The organism is Silicimonas lutimaris (genome assembly GCF_047314965.1).
Taxonomy (GTDB): domain Bacteria; phylum Pseudomonadota; class Alphaproteobacteria; order Rhodobacterales; family Rhodobacteraceae; genus JAVJUV01.
The window spans coordinates 90093-110028 of the sequence record NZ_JBLBVK010000053.1 but is presented as its reverse complement, the minus strand read 5'-3'; the positions used below and the strand labels follow the sequence as shown (position 1 = coordinate 110028).

The window sequence follows — 19936 nt, the reverse complement described above, 5'->3', positions numbered from 1 at the left end:
ACTGTGAAACTCAGTGATTTCGATTTCGATCTTCCTGACGAGTTGATCGCGACAAGGCCCGCGCGACCAAGGTCTTCGTCGCGCCTGCTGGTGGCGACGCCCGAGAGCATAACCGATGCCCGCTCCATCGACCTGCCGTCCTTCCTGCGGCGCGGGGATCGGTTGGTGCTGAACGACACGAGGGTAATCCCGGCGCGGCTCTCGGGGCTGCGTCGGAGGACCGGTCCGGAGGGGCCGACGGAGGCACGAATCGAGGCCACGCTGCTGGAGCCGAGGGCTGACGGCACATGGTCGGCCTTGCTGAAGCCTTTGAAGAAGGTTCGGGACGGCGAAGATGTCGTGTTTTCCGAGGCGCTCTCGGCGATCGTCGAGGCTCGCGGCGACGGTGTGGCCTATCTGCGGTTCAACGTCGCCGGTGACGATTTCGACGCGGCACTGGCCGAGGCCGGCGCCATGCCGCTTCCGCCTTACATCGAAGGGAAGCGCAAGTCGGACGCGCAGGACAAGGAAGACTACCAGACCATCTGGGCGCGCGAGCAGGGCGCAGTGGCGGCGCCGACGGCGTCGCTGCATTTCGACGAGGCCTTGATTGCGGCGCTGGATGCCGCTGGTATCGAGCGTACCTTCGTCACGCTGCATGTCGGGGCAGGGACGTTTCTTCCCGTCAAGACCGACGACGTCAGTCAGCACAAGATGCATTCCGAGCGCGGCAGGATCACCGCAGAAGCCGCCGCCGAGATCAACGCGACCCGGGCGGCGGGGGGACGGATCATCCCTGTTGGAACTACGGCGATGCGGCTGATCGAGACCGCCGCATCCGAAGACGGAGCCCTTGGCGCGTGGGAGGGTGCGACCGACATATTCATTACTCCGGGCTATCGGTTCCGGATTGCGGATGGGTTGATGACCAACTTCCATCTGCCGAAATCGACGCTGATGATGCTGGTGTCTGCCTTCATGGGATCGGACCGAATCCGCGAAATCTATGATCACGCGATTTCCCGCCGATACCGGTTCTTTTCCTATGGAGATGCTTCTCTTCTTCTGCCACACGGCTGAAAACCGACAGAATCGGTCGCACCAAGACGCGTCATGATGGGGCCTACCCGGTAGGGCCCGAGTAGAGGCAAGCGGATCAGGCCAATGTGGCAGGTCTTCAAAAGCGCATGGGCTCTCCTTTTGGGGATGTTGCTGCTGATGATCGGAAACGGTCTTCAGGGGTCGCTGATGGGAATCCGCGGCGCAATCGAGGATTTCTCGACCTCGGAACTTTCGATTATCACCTCGGCTTATTTCGTGGGTTTCCTTTTCGGCTCACGCATGGCCCCGGAGATGATCCGGCGCGTGGGGCACATTCGCGTATTCGCGGCACTGGGATCGTTCATCTCGGCCGTGCTGATCCTGTATCCGACGATCACGGAACCCTGGGCGTGGATCCTGTTGCGCGTGGTTTTCGGATTCTCGTTCTCTGGCGTCTATGTGACGGCGGAAAGCTGGCTGAACAACGCGTCCACGAACCAGACGCGCGGCAAGGCGCTGTCGCTTTACATGATCGTCCAGATGACAGGGATCGTCATCAGCCAGGCCCTTCTGAACGTTGCGGACCCTGCCGGGTTCGTTCTGTTCGTGATCCCGTCCGTCCTGGTGTCGCTGTCGTTCGCTCCGATCCTGTTGTCGGTGACGCCAACCCCGGCCTTCGAGACGACAAAGGCGATGTCCCTCCGGCAGCTCTACGAGGTCTCGCCCACGGGTATCGTCGGCATGTTCATCATGGGAATGGTATTCGCAGCGCAGTTTGGCATGGCGTCGGTCTATGGCACCGAGGCGGGGCTCAGCGTTGCGCAGATCTCGATATTCATTTCGGCGATCTTTCTTGGCGGGATGGTGCTGCAATACCCCTTCGGCTGGTTTTCGGATCGCATGGACCGCCGCGTTCTGATCCTCGCTGCTGCTGTACTGGGCGGTGTCGCTTCGGCGATCGGCGCATTCTTCGGAGGGATGTTCGAAGCGTTGCTCGTCGCCGGTTTCCTGATCGGAGGCATGTCGAACCCGCTTTATGCGCTTCTGATCGCCTACACCAACGACTACCTCGGAACCGACGACATGGCGGCGGCGTCGGGCGGGCTGATCTTCGTGAACGGCATGGGAGCGATCATGGGGCCGATCCTTACCGGTTGGGCGATGTCCTACGCCGGACCCTCAGGGTTCTGGATGTATCTCCTCGCGACCTTCGTCGTTTTGTCGATCTACGTCATGTACCGCATGACGCAGCGGCCGTCGGCCTATCACGAGGAAGAGGATTACGACGCGGTCAGCTATGCCCCGGTTCTGCCCACGGCAACGCCTGTGGTTCTGGAAGCGGCTCAGGAGTTCTATGCCGAAAATGTCGACACCGACGAAGAAATCCCCAAGAGCGGGAGAGATTAGCTTGATCGAATATGAAGATATTGTAACGATTCGTTCTACCAGGGGCGGATCGAGAGTTATGGAAGGACGCGGAGCCATGGCGAACCCTGATGAGATACTGGCGTTCTGGCTGGACGAAATCGGCCCCAAGGGCTGGTACATGGGCGGCGAGGATCTCGATCAGATGATCCGTGACAGGTTTGAAGAGACCTACAATGCCGCATGCCACGGCGCGCTGTCGCTGTGGCTTACGTATCCATCGGGCACGCTGGCCTACATCATCCTGACAGACCAGTTTCCCCGAAACATGTTCCGCGGCACTCCGAAAAGCTTTGCCACGGACAAGGTGGCGCGTGCCGCGGCGAAAGCCGCGATTTCCAAGGGCTGGGATCTGAGGATCGATGAACCGGCGCGCCAGTTCTTCTACATGCCGCTGGTGCATTCGGAATGCCTCACCGACCAGGATCGGGCCGTGCGGCTGATCAAGACACGCATGCCCGAGACCGGAGAGGGAAATCTCCTTCACGCCAAGGCGCATCGCGAGGTAATCCGCAGGTTCGGCCGCTTCCCGAACAGGAACGAAGCGATCGGGCGCGAGACGCCGGCGGCCGAGGCCGTCTTCCTTGAGCAGGGCGGGTACGGAGCCATGGTCGAAGAACTAAAGGCGCGAGAGGCGGCCTGAGATTCCCGCAGAGATCCCTTCAGAGCGCGTCGATGTCGCGGTGGTTGGAGGTGGGACAGCCGGCTTCGGCGCGGCGGTCGCGGCTGGCCGGGCCGGACTGAACGTTCATCTTTACGAGGCCGGTCCAAAGATCGGCGGCGTGATGGCCTTCTGCCCCGGTATGCCCTGGGGGGCTGCTTTTCCCTGCGGAATATCGATCGGTGGTCTAATGGCGGAGTTGACCGATCGGCTGATGGGAATGGCGCCGCCGATGGCCGAGGTGAGGCCCTGCGCGCTGGAGAACTTCGGCCCGGAAATCCAGTACGATCATGATGCGGCCACCATCGCGATGTTCGACATGCTGGAAGAGGCCAGGGTCAGCACGCATGTCGGGACAACGGTGATCCGCCCTCTCATGGATGGAGCGCGTATCGGTGGCCTGGAGGTCTTCGACCGGCGCGGACCCTGCGTGGTGACGCCGCGGATCGTGATCGACTGCTCGGGAGACGGGGACGTTTCGGCCCGGGCGGGTGTCCCCTTCACGCTTGGCGACGGTCGGGGCAACATGATGGCCGTAACCCTGTCGTTCGTGATGGAAGACGCGGACTGGTCGAAGGTGTTTGCCGAACGAGATCCCTACTTCCGGGAGCATGCGGCACGCGGAATTGCCGAGGGGCGTCTGCATCCGGATTTGCGCCAGCTTTATCTGATGAAGGGCTTTCACGAGAATACGGTGTTCTGTAATTCCGTCGCGATCCGCGGCGTGGATGGCACCCGCGCCGAGGACGTCGCCCGCGCGACGCAGGAGGGGCGCCGTCGTTGCCGTCAACTGGCAGAGTTCCTCCGCGCGGACGTGCCCGGCTTCGAGCGTGCGCGCATGACGCAGCTTGGCCCCACTGTCGGCGTGCGCGAGACGCGGAGGCTTGAGGGTGTCCATCGTGTCACGGGGGCCGAACTGGCCGCCGCCACCAAGTTCGAGGATGGGATCGTCGCCTGCGACAACCCTATCGACGACGTGATGCGCGGCGACGACATGACCCATGACGCCATCGTGGGGCAGGGCAGTTACTACACGATACCGTTCCGGTCGCTGGTTCCGAAGCAGATCGAGAACCTGATGTTCGCGGGGCGGATCATTTCCGCGGACGCCACGGCGTTTGCCAGCGTGCGCGGAATGCCGCAATGCATGACCATGGGGCAGGCGACGGGGACGGCAGCGGCGCTTGCCATCCGGGACGGCTCCACAGTGCAGGCCGTGGACATGCGGGAACTCGTGGCGTCATTGCAGACGCAGGGGGTGCGGGGCATCGGGGGTGCCTCGCTGACGGCGAACGGTTGAACCGTCCGGCTCCACTACAGACCTGCTTCGTATGTCACGTGACCGCGCCTTCTGCGCATAACGGCTTTGTCCCTGCGTCAACGCCAGCTAGGTGACTTTCCTCTCGGGATGTGCCAGATAGTTTAACGTCAAACAATTTTTCTCGCGGGAGGACCTCATGGCCGCAAAGACCTTCGACGTTATCGTGATCGGTGCCGGACCCGGCGGTTATGTTGCCGCTATCCGTGCCAGTCAGCTGGGGCTGAAGACGGCCATCGTCGAGCGTGAGCACATGGGCGGCATCTGCCTGAACTGGGGCTGCATTCCGACGAAAGCGATGCTGCGGTCCTCGGAGGTGTTTCACCTGATGCACCGGGCCAAGGAGTTCGGTCTGAAGGCCGAGGGCATTGGTTATGATCTCGATGCCGTGGTGAAGCGGTCGCGCGCCGTTGCCAAGCAGCTGAACGGCGGTGTCGGACACCTGATGAAGAAGAACAAGGTCGAGGTGATCATGGGCTCCGCGACGCTTCCCGCCAAGGGCAAGGTTTCGGTCAAGACCGAGAAGGGCACCGAGGAGCTGGCCGCGAAGAGCATCATCCTGGCCACAGGCGCGCGGGCGCGCGAACTGCCGGGGCTCGAGGCTGATGGCGAACGGGTCTGGACCTACAAGCATGCGCTGGTGCCGCCGCACATGCCGAAGAAACTGCTGGTTATCGGTTCGGGCGCGATCGGGATCGAGTTCGCAAGCTTTTACAATACGCTGGGTGCCGACACGACCGTGGTCGAGGTCATGGAGCGGATCCTGCCCGTCGAGGATGCCGAAATCAGCGCCTTCGCCAAAAAGAGCTTTGAAAAGCAGGGCATGAAGATCATGCAGAAAGCGGTGGTCAAGCAGCTCGATCGCGCCAAGGACAATGTGACCGCGCATATCGAGGTTGGCGGCAAGATCGAGAAGCAGGACTTCGATACGGTGATCTCCGCCGTGGGCATCGTCGGCAATGTCGAAGGGCTGGGCCTGGAAGCATTGGGCGTCAAGATCGACCGGACCCATGTGGTGACCGACGAATATTGCCGGACGGGCGTGGACGGGCTCTATGCCATCGGTGACATCGCCGGCGCGCCCTGGCTTGCGCACAAGGCAAGCCACGAGGGTGTGATGGTTGCCGAACTGATTGCCGGGAAGAACAAGGTGCATCCGGTCAAGCCGACGAGCATTGCGGGCTGCACCTATTGCCATCCGCAGGTGGCCAGCGTGGGCTATACCGAAGCAAAGGCGAAGGAACTGGGCTACGAGGTCAAGGTTGGGCGTTTCCCCTTCATCGGCAACGGAAAGGCGATCGCGCTGGGAGAGCCGGAAGGGTTGGTCAAGACCGTGTTCGACGCAAAGACCGGAGAATTGCTGGGCGCGCATATGATTGGCGCGGAAGTGACCGAGCTGATCCAGGGCTATGTCGTCGGGCGTCAGCTGGAGACCACCGAAGAAGACCTGATGGAGACGGTTTTCCCGCACCCGACGCTCAGCGAGATGATGCACGAAAGCGTGCTGGACGCCTATGACCGGGTGATCCACATCTGATGTGATCCGGCCCCGCGCCCTGGTGCGGGGCCGATCAAGTATCAGATACGCTCGATGTCTCCGCCGGCCGCGATCCAATCCCCGAACCCGCCGATATTATGGACGTCGGTATAACCGAGTTGCCGGAGCGCCATCTGGGCGCGTCCCGAACGGCCGCCGCTGGCGCAGTAAACCGCGATGCGGGCATCGGCTTTCAGCGCAGGGTTGTGGTCGGGATGGCGCGGGTCGGCCATATCCAGAAGGCGTGACAGGGGAACATGGTGCGCGCCCCGCGCTTTGCCGGACGTGGCAAGTTCGGCGTGCTCACGCACATCGATCACCGTGACAGCGCCATTGGCCGCGCCTTCGATCGCCGCACCTGCCGAAATGCCTGGAACAGTTTCGGTTTGCCTGAAGAAGTACATCTGTAGTCGTCCCTTGAGTGACATGCGCCGCATCCGGCGCTGACCGGCACTTAATATTCAAAAAACGGAATACAATAGCAACCGCAAAGTTTGAAGGCGAGGTTCGGTCGGCAGGCAATGGCTTATCCACAGGAAAGTGGACGAAACTCCGTGACGCTGCACGAATGTTCCTGTAATGTTCCTTTTGCCCCATTGAGTCTGGCGTCCAGCCCGCTATCTCTCTCGGGGTTGTCGAGAGGTAGTCATGGCCGAGCTGAAGAACATCGAGGTGCGCGGCGCCCGCGAGCACAATCTGAAGAACATCGACGTGGATATTCCGCGCGACCAGCTTGTGGTGATCACCGGGCTATCGGGCTCGGGCAAATCGAGCCTTGCCTTCGACACGATCTATGCCGAGGGGCAGCGGCGCTATGTCGAGAGCCTCAGCGCATATGCGCGCCAGTTCCTGGACATGATGGAAAAACCCGACGTGGACCATATCAGCGGTTTGTCCCCGGCCATTTCCATTGAACAGAAGACGACCAGCAAGAACCCCCGGTCCACGGTCGGCACTGTCACCGAGATCTACGACTACCTCCGCCTGTTGTTCGCCCGCGCCGGCACCCCGTTCAGCCCCGCCACCGGGCTGCCCATCGAGGCGCAGCAGGTGCAGGACATGGTCGACCGCGTCATGGCGATGGAGGAGGGCACACGCGCCTACCTGCTTGCCCCCATCGTCCGCGACCGGAAAGGCGAATATCGCAAGGAATTCTTAGAACTTCGTAAACAGGGCTTTCAGCGCGTGAAGGTCGACGGCGCGTTCCATGATCTGGACGAGCCTCCGACGCTGGACAAGAAGTTCCGCCATGACATCGACGTGGTGGTGGATCGTCTGGTCGTGAAAGAGGGAATCGAGACGCGGCTGGCGGATTCGTTTCGCACTGCTTTGGACCTGGCGGACGGGATCGCCATTCTGGAGACAGCCCCCAAGGAGGGCGAGCCGGAACGGATCACGTTTTCCGAGAATTTCGCCTGCCCGGTGTCGGGGTTCACGATTCCCGAGATCGAACCGCGCCTGTTCTCGTTCAACGCGCCCTTCGGGGCTTGTCCTGACTGCGACGGTCTTGGCGTGGAGTTGTTCTTTGACGAGCGGCTTGTGGTACCGGACCAGAACCTGAAGGTCTACGACGGCGCGCTGGCGCCTTGGCGCAAGGGAAAGAGCCCGTATTTCAAGCAGACCATTGAGGCGATCGCGAAACATTACGAGTTCGATCAGAACGCTAAGTGGAAGGATCTTCCGGCTCATGTGAAGCAGGTGTTCCTCTATGGCTCGGGCGACGAGGAGATCCCGTTCCGCTATGACGAGGGCGGGAGGGTCTATCAGGTGAGCCGGCCCTTCGAGGGTGTTATCCCGAACATGGAGCGGCGCTATCGCGAGACCGATTCAAGCTGGATCCGCGAGGAATTCGAGCGCTACCAGAACAACCGGCCATGCGGAACCTGCGAAGGGTATCGCCTGCGCCCCGAGGCCCTGGCGGTGAAGATCGGCGGTCTGCATGTGGGGCAGGTGGTCGCGATGTCGATCCGCGAGGCGCTGGCCTGGGTCGAGGATGCTCCGAACCATCTGTCGAAACAGAAGAACGAGATCGCGCGCGCCATTCTGAAGGAAATCCGTGAGCGGCTTGGGTTCCTGAACAACGTCGGTCTCGAATACCTGACGCTGAGCCGGAACGCGGGCACGCTCTCGGGCGGTGAATCTCAGCGGATCAGGCTGGCGAGCCAGATCGGATCCGGTCTGACCGGCGTGCTTTACGTGCTGGACGAGCCGTCGATCGGCCTGCATCAGCGTGATAACGGGCGTTTGCTGACGACGCTGAAGAACCTGCGCGACCAAGGCAACACTGTGATTGTAGTCGAGCATGACGAGGAGGCTATCCGCGAGGCGGATTACGTCTTCGATATCGGTCCCGGCGCGGGTGTGCATGGCGGTCAGGTCGTGGCCCACGGCACGCCTGGCGAGATCGCGGCGAACGCCGCCTCGATTACCGGACAGTACCTGTCTGGCAGCCGGGAGATCGTGGTTCCGGCCGAACGCCGGAAGGGCAAGGGCAAGAAGGTGACCGTGGTGAAGGCCACCGGCAACAACCTGAAAGAGGTCACGGCAGAGTTCCCGCTGGGCAAGTTCGTCTGTGTGACCGGGGTTTCGGGTGGCGGAAAGTCGACCCTGACCATCGAGACCCTGTTCAAGACGGCGTCCATGGCGCTGAACGGCGCACGCCAGACGCCCGCGCCGTGCGAGACGATCAAGGGGCTGGAGCATCTCGACAAGGTGATCGACATCGATCAGCGGCCCATCGGGCGCACACCGAGGTCTAACCCCGCGACTTACACCGGTGCATTTACCCCGATCCGTGACTGGTTCGCAGGCCTGCCTGAGGCCAAGGCGCGGGGCTATCAGCCGGGACGGTTCTCGTTCAACGTCAAGGGCGGGCGCTGCGAGGCGTGCCAGGGCGACGGCGTCATCAAGATCGAGATGCACTTCCTTCCGGATGTCTACGTCACCTGTGAGACCTGTAAAGGCGCGCGATACAACCGCGAGACGCTGGAGATCAAGTTCAAGGGCAAGTCCATCGCCGATGTGCTGGACATGACCGTTGAAGAGGCCCAGGAGTTCTTCAAGGCGGTGCCCGCAATCCGAGACAAGATGGACGCGCTGCACCGTGTCGGGCTGGACTATATCAAGGTGGGTCAGCAGGCGACGACGCTCTCGGGCGGCGAGGCGCAGCGGGTGAAGTTGTCGAAGGAACTGTCCAAGCGGTCGACGGGTCGAACACTTTACATTCTCGACGAGCCTACGACCGGCCTGCATTTCGAAGATGTTCGCAAGCTGTTGGAAGTGCTGCACGAACTGGTAGAGCAGGGGAATACGGTGATCGTGATCGAGCATAATCTCGATGTCATCAAAACCGCCGACTGGATCATCGATATTGGTCCGGAGGGCGGCGATGGCGGTGGCGAGATCGTGGCCGTTGGCACCCCGGAGGAGGTAGCCAGAGAACCGCGCAGTCACACCGGGCGTTACCTGGCGGACATGCTGGGTATAGCGAAAGTGGCGGCGGAATAGGCCTCAGCCCTTGCCTGGCGGGTCGGTGAAGACGTTCACAAGCGTCGCGCCAACAGCGATGATGGCGAAGATGAGCACGATCGTGGTGCCGGGTGAGTAGTAGTTGGCTACGAACCCGCCCAAGGCGGCGACAACACCGAGTGCGCCGACTACGCCGTGCAATTCCCGTCGTTTGTTCCTGAGTGACATGGTGATCCTCCGGCCTGACGTGACCCTTTGGGTAACGGGGATCGTTCAGCGCTGCCTTGACCTTGATCAGACGTCGGACGCTATGATGTTTTCAGCCAAGGTGGCGGTTCAACGGCTTTTTCGAGCGGCCTCGGATCTCGTCGGAGCCGGCCGGAAAGGGGGGAGGAGATGTCTTGAAGCGGCACAAGGGATTAAAGATCGGTATCGCACTGGGAAGTGGCGGCGCGCGGGGCTGGTGCCATATCGGCGTGCTGCGCGAACTGGCCGAGATGGACATTCATGCGGACGTGATTGCGGGCGCCTCGATGGGAGCGCTTGTCGGCGCCGTGCATGCCGGAGGAGCCTTGGATGCGTTGGAGGACTGGGCGCGGAACCTGACGGCCCGGAGCTTCTTCGGGCTGCTCGATATCCGGCTGACGTCTGGTGGACTGTTCGAAGGCGAGGAAATCCGGAACGTGATCGGTGGTCTGGATATGCCCGAGAATATCGAGGACCTGCAAATCCCTCTGTCCCTGGTTGCCACCGATATGGCGACCGGTCGCGAAGCCTGGCTGACCAAGGGCAATGTCGCCGAAGCGGTTCGTGCTTCCGTTGCCCTGCCTGGGATTCTCAGCCCCGTGCTGATCGACGGCCGATGGATGCTGGATGGCGGCCTGACCAATCCGGTTCCGGTTTCATCCTGCAGGGTTCTGGGCGCGGATGTGGTGATCGCCGTCAATCCGAGCGGCCGGTTCAGCCAGACGTTCTGGGCCGAGCGGCAGAAGGCGGATACCCGCGAGCTTTGGGACTGGCGAGAACGTCTGCCCGAGGCTCTGCGCTCGATCGTCGCGAGGGATGATCCCGAAGACAGGCCGCCGGATTACCTGGACGTGCTGTCTGCCTCGATCGAGATCATGACAGATCACATCAGGCGCAGCCGGCTTGCGGGAGATCCGCCGCACATCCTCTTGGATGCGCATCTGATGGACATGTCAGTGCTTGAGTTCCATCGCGCGGAGGAGGCCATCGAGGCAGGCCGCAAAGCCGTTCGGGACAATGCCGAGGCGCTTGCCAAGGTCGTGGGGCTTTAGCGGGTCAGACCAGACCGGCGTCTTCGGCGTCCTTGCGGCTGAAGTCGATGTGGATGTGATTTCCGTCGGGATCGTAGCAGTTGATCTGAACAAGGGGGAAACCGGGCACTGGATCGATGCTGTAGGGGATTCCGCGGGCATCCAGCTTGGCTGCAAGATCGCCCATCCCCGTCGCGTCGAACGCATAGTGTTCTATTCTCGGCTCGCGCGTCTGAGGTGGGTCCGCCACCTTGACGAGGTGAATGAACGGGTTGTCACCGGCGTAAAGCCACGCGCCGCCAAACGAGAAGTCGGGGCGAGGTCCGGGATGCATGTCGAGAATGTCGCCGTACCAGGCGATCATTTCCTCAAGTTGGGCTGTGCGGACGTTCACATGGCTGAAGCCGTTGATTTTCATGGTGCTATCCTCTCTTGGAGGAAAGCGTAGCACGCGTTCTTGGGTGACGAAAGTGTCGTCAGCTTAGAATAAGATCGGCAAGGCGGATCAGGTCGATCACCTGCTTCGTCTCGCGATTGACCCTGATGATGGCGTCTCCGATACGGACATATTCGCTGTCATCGTACCGAGGCAGGCGGTACCAATCGTCCCCACGGCGCAGGACGGTGCCGTTGTCGGTATCGACGACAATGTATTCCTGGCCTTCGAAGATGACCCGGTCGCCTTCGTCCAGGATCACGTACCGGTCGGACGGCAGGCGGTCGCCGCGGCGCCAGCGGTCATAGACATAATCATCCTCGTCATCGTCTTCGCGGCGAATTTCCTCGAAATCCCCTTTGGTTACACCCTTTTTTGCAAGTCCCGGAGGCACGCATGCTGGGGTCTTTTTGGCGAGGCCGGGCGGGCAGCCCTTGTCCTTGGCGGAAACGGGGGGCGCGGACAGCTGAAGCGCGGCTGTGGCGGCGAGGATGAGGGCGAGAGTACGTGTCATCGGTCTGCTCCTTTTGATCCGTGGTTAACCACCGGTTCTGGCAGAAGTAAGGCAGCCGGAGCCGTGTCGGCGGGTTGGCGCCTATCTGGGGGCTGCGGCCGATGTCATGCAATATCAGGCTGCGAGATCGATCCAGATCGGCACGTGATCGGAGGGTTTCTCGCGCCCGCGCACAGCGGCTTCGATCCAGCAATCGTTCAGAAGATCGGCGGCCTGCGGGGTAAGCAGATGGTGGTCGATGCGGATGCCGTCGTTCCGGTCAAAGGCGTTGGCCTGGTAATCCCAGAACGTGTAATGCCCCGGCCCCTGAGTGCGGGCGCGGAAAGCGTCGGTGAAGCCGAGGTTGAGGATTTCGCGGAAGGCTTCGCGCGAGGGCTGCATGGCAAGCGCGTCATCGCGCCATGCTTCGGGTCGGGCGGCGTCCTCGTCCTGGGGGATGATGTTGTAGTCTCCACACATGATCGCGGGTTCTTCCGCGATAAGAAGGGCTTGAGCTCGGGCCTTCAACCGCTTCATCCAGGCGAGCTTGTAGTCGTACTTGGGGCCGGGAGCCGGGTTGCCATTCGGCAGGTAAAGGCCGCAGACGCGGATCGGCTTTTCGCCCATCACGGTTGCCTCGATCCAGCGGGCCTGTTCGTCTCCATCATCGCCCGGCAGGCCGCGGGTGACATCTTCGAGCGGCAGTCTGGAAAGGATCGCCACGCCGTTGAAGCTTTTCTGGCCATGGGTTTCGACCGTGTAGCCCATATCCTCGAAATGCTGGCGGGGGAAGTTCTCGTCCACCGACTTTATTTCCTGCAGGCAGGCCACGTCGGGCTGGCTTTCGGTGAGCCACCCGGTGAGCGCGTCGATCCGCGCCTTGATGCCGTTGATGTTGAATGTCGCGATTTTCATGGGGTCACATGACGGGAAATGCGCGGTCTTGTCAAAGCGGAAACCTGCTGTCGGCTGTGCGTCGGCAAGGCGTCGGCAAAACGTATGGCAACCGTATGCGTGTCATCCGGGCAGCCCCCAGATATGGTGGAACGGGTACCCAATATGAACGGGGAGTTAACCGGTCATTGCGTCGCGGCCGCAGATGCGCGCCTCGGTGTCCGACACGCCGGGCGTGAAATCCCGAACGACGCTAAAAATCGCGGCATCTTTTCGGCCGGTGAGGCAAAGTAGCATTTGCACTGCGCGGGCTTTCGTCTATTCAATCTGTCAACAACAAGAACAAAGCAGGCAGATGTCAGATATTCCGATTGAGAGCGAGGGCCGCGCGGCGAAAGACTGGGCGCGGATCATTGCGAGCTATCGTGAACCGGATGCTGCGCGCAGCCTGTTCGAACTGGCCGTCACGGTCGGCCCCTTTGTCGCCCTTTGGGCGCTGGCCTGGTGGTCGCTGTCGATCAGTTACTGGCTGACGCTTGGGATCGCGCTCTGCAACGCGGGTTTCCTGTTGCGGCTGTTCACCATTCAGCACGACTGCGGGCATGGCGCGTTCTTCAAGAACCGGACGGCCAGCGACTGGCTGGGTAGGGTGATCGGTGTTCTTACCCTCACGCCTTACGATGTCTGGCGGCGCTCCCATTCCATCCACCATGGGTCTGCCGGCGATCTGAGCCACCGGGGGATCGGCGATGTCATGACGCTGACGGTCGACGAGTACTATCAGCGCACACCTTTCAACCGCTTCGTCTACCGCCTGTACCGGCATCCGATCGTCCTGTTCGGGCTGGGGCCGGGGTACCTGTTCTTCCTGCAGAACCGCCTGCCGATCGGGTTCATGGCCAGCGCCAGGTACTGGCTGAGCGCTATGGCGACGAACGCCGGGATCATCGCGGCGCTTGGGATCGTGTTCTATTTCGGTGGCCTGATGCCGATCCTGCTGATCTTCCTGCCGACCTCGCTTCTGGCGGGGACCGCGGGTGTCTGGCTGTTCTACGTTCAGCACCAGTTCGAAGAGACTCACTGGCGGAGCGGCGAGGAATGGCAGCTGCAGGAGGCAGCGTTGGCCGGCAGTTCGCATTATGTCTTGCCGAGGCCGCTGCAATGGCTGTCGGCGAATATCGGGATCCACCATGTTCACCATTTGAACAGCCGCATCCCGTTCTATCGGCTGCCCGAGGTATTGCGCGATCATCCGCCCTTGTCGGACCTCAATCGCATGACCATCCGCGAGAGTCTCGCCACCGTGCGCCTGCATCTTTGGGACGAGAAGACGCGGCGTCTTCTGTCCTTTTCACAGGCGCGCGCGCTGAGGGCCTAGGTGGCCAGAATGTGAATCGCAGTCTCTTGCACGAGTTTATGCGCGCCAGAGGAATTGCGCTAAGTGCCCGGTGACGACAGGGGGCGGCCCGGACAAGGTATTGTGCGCATGTCCAGATTTGTCGACCCGACCAGGCAGGCCTTTGCCGCGTTTCGAGCGAACGATCGTCCTGGGCCGATCCACATGCTGAACCTGGTTCGATTTCGCGACCATGCGGCTTATCCCGACGGACGTTATGCGACCGGTGCCGAAGCCTATGCAGCCTATGGCCGCGAGAGTTACCCCGTGTTCGCGAGGTTGGGCGGCAGAATTGTCTGGCGCGGCAACTTCGAGTGCATGCTGATTGGATCAGAGGCAGAAGCCTGGGACGAATGCTTTGTCGCAGAGTACCCGTCTGTCACGGCCTTCGTCGAAATGATCCGCGATCCGGTGTACCGGGAGGCGGTGAAGCATCGGCAGGCTGCGGTACTCGATTCCAGATTGATTCGCCTCGCTCCGGCCGCCAGCGGTTCGGGGTTTGGCTCCGAGTCCTGATCGGGTGAATTCCGTATCGGGGCAGGCAGAGGCTCAGATCGAGAAGCTGGTGCCGCAGCCGCAGGAGGAGGTGGCGTTCGGGTTTTCGATCACGAAGCGCGCGCCGATCAGTTCCTCGGTGAAGTCGATGACCGCGTTCGAGAGAAACGGCAGCGAGACCTCGTCCACCACGACTTTCTGACCGTCGCCTTCAAGCACGAGGTCGCCCTCGGCGGGTTCGTCGAGATCGATGTTGTACTGGAACCCCGAGCAACCGCCGCCTTCGACCGCGACGCGCAGCGCCTTGGGGGCGTCCGATCCGTCGTTGATCTCGGCCAGCCGCGCGAAGGCGCGGGAAGTGACTTTGGGTGGCAGGTTCAGGTCCATGATGGACTCCGACGTTTCAATTCAGGGCTTTCGACAATATATGGGCCTTGGGACAGGCGAACAAGACGGGCAGGGACATGCGCGCGCCATATGCATCTGATCCGGCCGAGAGCCGGGGACGGCTCTATCCGGAGGATGAGAGCACCTTCCGGTCATGCTTCCAGCGTGACCGGGACAGGATCATCCATGCCAGCGCCTTCCGGCGGCTGAAGCACAAGACGCAGGTCTTCATCGAGCACGAGGGCGACTATTTCCGCACGCGGCTGACCCATTCGATCGAGGTGGCACAGGTGGCACGCACGATCTCGGGCGCGTTGGGGCTGAATGCGGAGCTGACCGAGGCGGTGGCGCTGGCCCATGACCTGGGCCATCCGCCCTTCGGACACACGGGCGAGGATGCGCTGACGCTGCTGATGGCGCCCTACGGTGGGTTCGACCACAATGCGCAGGCGGTTCGGATCGTCACCGCGCTGGAGCGGCATTACGCGCAGTTCGACGGGCTGAACCTGACCTGGGAGACGCTGGAGGGGATCGCCAAGCATAACGGTCCGGTGACGGGCGCGCTGCCCTGGGCGCTGGCCGAATACCAGGAACTGCACGATCTGGAGCTGGAGACCTATGCCAGCGCCGAGGCGCAGGTGGCGGCGATTTCCGACGATGTGGCCTATAACCACCACGACCTGCATGATGGCTTGCGGGCCGAACTGTTCTCGACCGACGAACTGGCTGAGATGCCGATCCTGGATCGCTGCTTCGCGCGCGTCGACGAGTTGTACCCGGGTCTGAACTACTACCGGCGCCGGCACGAGGCGCTTCGGCGCTTCTTCGGGATGCTGGTCGAGGATGTGATCGGGGTGGCCAGGGAAAGCCTGCAGGAGATCGCTCCGAGGAGCGCGGACGACATTCGGCATGCCGGTTTCCAGATCATCCGTTTCTCTGAGCCGATGTTCGAGGATCTGAAGGTTATCCGGCAGTTCCTGTTCACGCGCATGTACCGCGCGCCGACGGTGGTGGAGATGCGCAAGGAAGTGACGAAGGTGGTGAACGAGTTGTTCCCCTTCTTCATGGCGCATCCCGAAAACCTGCCGAAGCAATGGCGGAAGGACGTCGAGGAGGCCGACGGCGAGACCGCGCTTGCGCGGATCGTGTCGGACTATATCGCGGGCATGACCGACCGGTTCGCGCTGCAATGCCACGAGCGGTTCGTCGGCGGCGTGGATGCCTCGGCGATGCGCAGCGTCCCGGTCGGGTAACTGGCCTGATCCCGTTGCCTACAGACCCAACGCGCTCAGATTGACCTGGCCGGTGAAGGGATTTGAGTCGATGGCTGTCGTCGGTGCACTGTCCTCGCCAAGAATCCCCAGGACCGGGTCGCCCTTGAAGGTACCGAGCAAGGTGCCCGAGAGGCTGACGATCTCGCCGTTTCCGTTCAGCGAACCGCTGTAGGGCAACAGGAAATCGTTAGGGCGGTTCACGCCGACCGAGCCGCCTGTCATTGAGACGCCTCCGGAATAGTCGTCCATCGCCCCGGTCCGGTCGACGCCCACGAAATCCGAGGCCGCGCCCGAAATTGTGCCGGAGTCGAAATTGGCATTGACGGTCGCCAGTCCCAGAAGTCGTGTGGTTTGCGGGTCGGTCTGGATTTCGGCCAGAAAATAGCCTTGGTACGAAGCATTGCCGGCTGTCGGCATTCCTTCGACGAAAGGAGGGACGAAGGCGGTATTAAAACGCGCGGCCAAGAGTGCCGTCATTTCGTCATAGGCTATCTTGCCCGAGAAATAGTCGGTGGGGGGTGTCTGTCCCGGCGGTGTGCTGTCCGGCGCAGACCCGCCACCGCACCCTGCGGAAAAAAGGAGGGCGAGGGTGGCGAATGTTCTAACCATCATGATCGTGCCTGTAATTTCCGGCCACGTCGGCCGCGCTCATAGTATTGGGGGAACCTCGCACGATTCCCGGTTTGGGGGAAGCCGTGCAGGCGGTCGAGGCACCGCGCTTCCGTGTGCGCTGCGGCGTTGCGTCTGACAGGCGAAGTGGTAAACCCGGTGCGATTGAAGGAAAACCCGCATGAACATCTTCGCCGAAATCCGCACCTCTGTCATCGAAACGCTGGACGCAATGGTGGCCGACGGGCATCTGCCATCCAACCTGTCCTGGGGCGCCGTGGCCGTCGAGCCGCCGCGGGATGCCGCGCACGGAGACATGGCCACCAACGCTGCGATGGTCTTGGCCAAGCCGGCCGGAAAGGCGCCGCGCGCGATTGCCGAGGAGCTGGTGGAGCGGCTGGCGACCGACCCAAACATCGAGAGCGCCGAGGTGGCGGGGCCGGGGTTCATCAACCTGCGCCTGAAGCCCGCCGTCTGGCATGACATCGTGGCCGAGGCCATCGATGCCGGAAAGAGCTTTGGCCATTCGGGCATGGGCAGCCATGTGAAGGTGAACGTGGAATATGTGAGCGCGAACCCGACCGGGCCGCTGCATGTCGGGCATACGCGGGGGGCGGTGTTCGGCGATGCGCTGGCATCCCTGCTGGCTTTCGCGGGCTATGACGTGACCCGTGAGTACTACATCAACGACGGCGGCGCACAGGTCGACGTGCTGGCGCGGTCGGCCTATGAGCGGTACCGCGAGGCGAACGGGCTGTCGCCCGAGATCGCCGAGGGTCTGTATCCGGGCGACTACCTCATTCCCATCGGCGAGGCGCTCAAGGCGAAATACGGCGACACGCTTCTAGACAAGCCCGAGGCGGACTGGCTGGACGAAGTGCGAGATTTCGCGACCGAGGCCATGATGGACCTGATCCGCGAGGACCTGGCGGCCATCGGCGTGAAGATGGATGTCTTCTACTCCGAGAAGTCCCTTTACGGCACGGGCCGGATCGAGGCGGCGATCGAGGAATTGAAGAAGAAGGGTCTGATCTACAAGGGCACGCTGGAGCCGCCCAAGGGCAAGGTACCCGAGGACTGGGAGCCGCGGGAACAGACGCTGTTCAAGTCGACCGAGCATGGCGATGACGTGGACCGCCCGATCATGAAGTCGGACGGCTCCTGGACCTATTTCGCGCCCGATATCGCCTATCATTGGGACAAGATCGCGCGGGGCTTCGACGAGCTGATCGACATTTTCGGGGCCGATCATGGCGGCTATGTCAAGCGGATGAACGCCGCCGTCAGCGCGCTGTCGGGTGGCCGGGTGCCGCTGGATATCAAGCTGACGCAGCTGGTGAAGCTCTACAAGAACGGCGAGCCGTTCAAGATGTCGAAACGGGCGGGGACGTTCATCACTCTGCGCGACGTGGTCGAGCAGGTGGGGCCTGACGTGACGCGGTTCCACATGCTGACGCGGAAGAATGACGCGCCGCTGGATTTCGATTTCGACAAGGTGACCGAGCAGTCGAAGGATAACCCGGTTTTCTATGTGCAATACGCCCATGCCCGGATCCGGAGCGTGATGCGGAAGGCCGAGGAGATGCATCTCGACTGGTCCGACAACGCGAAGCTGGAGGATGAGGCCGAGTTCCAGGTGGCGAAGAAGATCGCGGAATGGCCGCGCCTGGTGGAGATCGCGGCCCGGAACCACGAGCCGCACCGGGTGGCGTTCTATCTCTATGAACTGGCCTCGGATTTCCACGCACTCTGGAACAAGGGCAACGACAAACCGGCGCTGCGCTTCCTCCAGGAGGATGAGCCGGCGGCCACGGCGGCCAAGATCGCGCTTCCGCGCGCGGTGGCGGTGGTGATCGCGAACGGTCTGGGGATACTTGGCGTCACGCCGGTCGAGGAGATGCGCTGAGGGCGGAATTTGTCGTGTCCGCTCGCGGGACTAACCGGACGCACTTAATATGACAGTCAATGGCCGCGAACTGGAACTTGGCTTACAGTGAATTGGGCAAAACCCAATAAGCTGCACCCTATCATATGCTGTCCCACGACTTTGGCACAGGCTCATTGGCATCAATCAGCGTGTCCCTGACAGCTCTAATTACGCCGTTCAAGTATGTATCCGTCATGTTGAAACCAACAGGCAACTCGCCTTCCCCAAACTCGAACTCAATCGGTCTACTTTCAGTGTTGTACGTGTGAAGCGAAACCGAGTGCGGGTTCTTTTTAGGATCGACGGAAGGAATATTCACATAAGTTCCAAAATGGGAAGCGTTCAAACTACCCAATTCAGCCATAAGCGCCTCCCGCTCGGGCGCAGGGTTTGAAGCTGACCAGATTGTATCGACCGGCGGAATTACATATACGGCAGTCCTCTTGTAGTCAAAATCAACGTCCGGTGATTTTGGCGGCAAAGAAAAATCGAGAACCCTAGCAACGAGTAGGTCACCAACATAGTCTATCTTCAAGAAATACGGCAGCAATCCGATGCCTTCGTTGGGACGATAGACATGGCTGACAAATAGTACGTCGTCCAGTTTGGAGATTTGGCTATTTTGTCGGATTGCCATCTCAAAGCATCCTCCAAACGCGTAAGTCGCTCCAACACCAGACAAGTCAAAGTACCACATTCTAGCCGCAGCGAGGACAAGTTGACCCAAGGTGCGATTAAACGGGTCAATGGCGCGATCCCCAAACTCAGACACCACGTCCAAAGAGTCGATCAACATGTCCGAGCCTGAGCCCGCTGCTACTGCATTCTCGGACCAGCGAGTTTTGAATCCTGTTGCACCGCGACCGTAGCTACGCAAGCCCCACCGTTGCCTGTTAGCAAGAAGAAAAATGAAATCGCATTTGCTAATCTCAAGCTCGTCCGCAACTTGCAAACAAGTCTCCAACTGCGAAAAGTCGGTTGGGTCGATCTGGGCGTAACGCTCACGCATTCTTCGGATCGTTGCGCGAGCTTCCAACCTAGAACCAGCCCAAGCGACTAGCAGGTGCGTGCCAATCACAACAAGCTTTTGACGCCAATCGACAGCATAACGAGTATCAAACCAAACCGGTGCAGCAACCGATGGCACACCCGACATGGGATGAACGACGTTGTTGTGCGGTGCCCGCGGAGAAGACACCATTACATCGCCAATCAAAAACGGAACTTGCTCGTGAACAGCGCCCAAAATTGCCGTCATTGGATATGCCTCATGCAAGAAAAATGCAGCGATTCAAAAGATGACATTCGCTGCATTGCGG

19 protein-coding genes are annotated in these 19936 nt (G+C 61.2%); 11 read left to right on the top strand and 8 right to left on the bottom strand.

Annotated features, from left to right (window positions below):
• The first annotated feature begins 3 nt into the window (after nucleotides 1-3).
• From queA to lpdA, 5 genes are all read left to right on the top strand, one after another.
• Nucleotides 4-1059: a tRNA preQ1(34) S-adenosylmethionine ribosyltransferase-isomerase QueA gene (gene queA / locus ACKLNI_RS14630; protein ID WP_413719854.1), complete on the top strand. Its 1056-nt coding sequence runs from the start codon at nucleotides 4-6 to the stop codon at nucleotides 1057-1059.
• A gap of 84 nt (nucleotides 1060-1143) precedes the next feature.
• The gene (locus ACKLNI_RS14625) at nucleotides 1144-2427 is read left to right on the top strand and encodes an MFS transporter (protein WP_413719818.1); all 1284 of its coding nucleotides are present in this window, start codon (nucleotides 1144-1146) and stop codon (nucleotides 2425-2427) included.
• A gap of 76 nt (nucleotides 2428-2503) precedes the next feature.
• A complete protein-coding gene (locus tag ACKLNI_RS14620; RefSeq protein ID WP_413719817.1) occupies nucleotides 2504-3088 on the top strand; it encodes a DUF924 family protein in 585 nt (194 codons plus the stop codon).
• Between the two features lie 40 nt (nucleotides 3089-3128).
• Nucleotides 3129-4406, top strand: coding sequence for an FAD-dependent oxidoreductase (locus ACKLNI_RS14615; RefSeq protein WP_413719816.1), 1278 nt, complete (start codon nucleotides 3129-3131; stop codon nucleotides 4404-4406).
• A 157-nt stretch (nucleotides 4407-4563) separates the two neighbouring features.
• The gene (gene lpdA, locus ACKLNI_RS14610; RefSeq protein ID WP_413719815.1) at nucleotides 4564-5961 is read left to right on the top strand and encodes a dihydrolipoyl dehydrogenase; all 1398 of its coding nucleotides are present in this window, start codon (nucleotides 4564-4566) and stop codon (nucleotides 5959-5961) included.
• 41 nt (nucleotides 5962-6002) lie between these two features.
• Here lpdA and ACKLNI_RS14605 read toward each other — a convergent pair whose 3' ends face one another.
• Nucleotides 6003-6389, bottom strand: a complete 387-nt coding sequence (locus ACKLNI_RS14605; protein WP_413719814.1) for a rhodanese-like domain-containing protein — start codon at nucleotides 6387-6389, stop codon at nucleotides 6003-6005.
• Nucleotides 6390-6609: 220 nt separating this feature from the next.
• Here ACKLNI_RS14605 and uvrA point away from each other — a divergent pair, with 220 nt between their 5' ends.
• Entirely contained in the window at nucleotides 6610-9468 is a 2859-nt protein-coding gene (uvrA, locus tag ACKLNI_RS14600; RefSeq protein ID WP_413719813.1) for an excinuclease ABC subunit UvrA, read from the top strand.
• Nucleotides 9469-9471: 3 nt separating this feature from the next.
• Here uvrA and ACKLNI_RS14595 read toward each other — a convergent pair whose 3' ends face one another.
• Nucleotides 9472-9657 carry a hypothetical protein gene (locus tag ACKLNI_RS14595; RefSeq protein WP_413719812.1) on the bottom strand — a complete coding sequence of 62 codons (186 nt, stop codon included), beginning with the start codon at nucleotides 9655-9657 and terminating at the stop codon, nucleotides 9472-9474.
• A gap of 173 nt (nucleotides 9658-9830) precedes the next feature.
• On the opposite strand from ACKLNI_RS14595, the gene ACKLNI_RS14590 reads away from it, so the two are divergent.
• Complete coding sequence (locus ACKLNI_RS14590; RefSeq protein ID WP_413719811.1) at nucleotides 9831-10727, top strand: patatin-like phospholipase family protein; 897 nt, start codon at nucleotides 9831-9833, stop codon at nucleotides 10725-10727.
• Nucleotides 10728-10731: 4 nt separating this feature from the next.
• Here ACKLNI_RS14590 and ACKLNI_RS14585 read toward each other — a convergent pair whose 3' ends face one another.
• The 3 genes from ACKLNI_RS14585 to xth all read right to left on the bottom strand — a co-directional run bounded on the left by ACKLNI_RS14585 (nucleotide 10732) and on the right by xth (nucleotide 12550).
• On the bottom strand, nucleotides 10732-11124 hold the full coding sequence (locus ACKLNI_RS14585; RefSeq protein ID WP_413719810.1) for a VOC family protein: 393 nt from the start codon (nucleotides 11122-11124) through the stop codon (nucleotides 10732-10734).
• A 58-nt stretch (nucleotides 11125-11182) separates the two neighbouring features.
• Nucleotides 11183-11656 (bottom strand): hypothetical protein, encoded by a 474-nt coding sequence (locus tag ACKLNI_RS14580; RefSeq protein WP_413719809.1) that lies wholly within the window; start codon nucleotides 11654-11656, stop codon nucleotides 11183-11185.
• A 114-nt stretch (nucleotides 11657-11770) separates the two neighbouring features.
• Nucleotides 11771-12550, bottom strand: coding sequence for an exodeoxyribonuclease III (gene xth, locus ACKLNI_RS14575; RefSeq protein ID WP_413719808.1), 780 nt, complete (start codon nucleotides 12548-12550; stop codon nucleotides 11771-11773).
• A gap of 334 nt (nucleotides 12551-12884) precedes the next feature.
• Between xth and ACKLNI_RS14570 the strand changes: the two genes are divergently transcribed.
• Nucleotides 12885-13907: a fatty acid desaturase gene (locus tag ACKLNI_RS14570; RefSeq protein WP_413719807.1), complete on the top strand. Its 1023-nt coding sequence runs from the start codon at nucleotides 12885-12887 to the stop codon at nucleotides 13905-13907.
• 108 nt (nucleotides 13908-14015) lie between these two features.
• Nucleotides 14016-14441 (top strand): DUF1330 domain-containing protein, encoded by a 426-nt coding sequence (locus tag ACKLNI_RS14565; protein ID WP_413719806.1) that lies wholly within the window; start codon nucleotides 14016-14018, stop codon nucleotides 14439-14441.
• Between the two features lie 33 nt (nucleotides 14442-14474).
• Here the strand turns inward: ACKLNI_RS14565 and ACKLNI_RS14560 are convergent, their stop codons facing one another.
• Nucleotides 14475-14801 (bottom strand): HesB/IscA family protein, encoded by a 327-nt coding sequence (locus ACKLNI_RS14560; protein ID WP_488199642.1) that lies wholly within the window; start codon nucleotides 14799-14801, stop codon nucleotides 14475-14477.
• Nucleotides 14802-14884: 83 nt separating this feature from the next.
• On the opposite strand from ACKLNI_RS14560, the gene ACKLNI_RS14555 reads away from it, so the two are divergent.
• The gene (locus ACKLNI_RS14555) at nucleotides 14885-16060 is read left to right on the top strand and encodes a deoxyguanosinetriphosphate triphosphohydrolase (RefSeq protein ID WP_413719853.1); all 1176 of its coding nucleotides are present in this window, start codon (nucleotides 14885-14887) and stop codon (nucleotides 16058-16060) included.
• A gap of 18 nt (nucleotides 16061-16078) precedes the next feature.
• On the opposite strand, the gene ACKLNI_RS14550 is transcribed toward ACKLNI_RS14555, so the two are convergent.
• Nucleotides 16079-16693, bottom strand: coding sequence for a hypothetical protein (locus ACKLNI_RS14550; RefSeq protein ID WP_413719804.1), 615 nt, complete (start codon nucleotides 16691-16693; stop codon nucleotides 16079-16081).
• Between the two features lie 178 nt (nucleotides 16694-16871).
• Here ACKLNI_RS14550 and argS point away from each other — a divergent pair, with 178 nt between their 5' ends.
• Nucleotides 16872-18596 carry an arginine--tRNA ligase gene (gene argS, locus ACKLNI_RS14545; RefSeq protein WP_413719803.1) on the top strand — a complete coding sequence of 575 codons (1725 nt, stop codon included), beginning with the start codon at nucleotides 16872-16874 and terminating at the stop codon, nucleotides 18594-18596.
• A 121-nt stretch (nucleotides 18597-18717) separates the two neighbouring features.
• Here the strand turns inward: argS and ACKLNI_RS14540 are convergent, their stop codons facing one another.
• On the bottom strand, nucleotides 18718-19875 hold the full coding sequence (locus ACKLNI_RS14540; protein ID WP_413719802.1) for a hypothetical protein: 1158 nt from the start codon (nucleotides 19873-19875) through the stop codon (nucleotides 18718-18720).
• Between the last annotated feature and the right edge of the window lie 61 nt (nucleotides 19876-19936).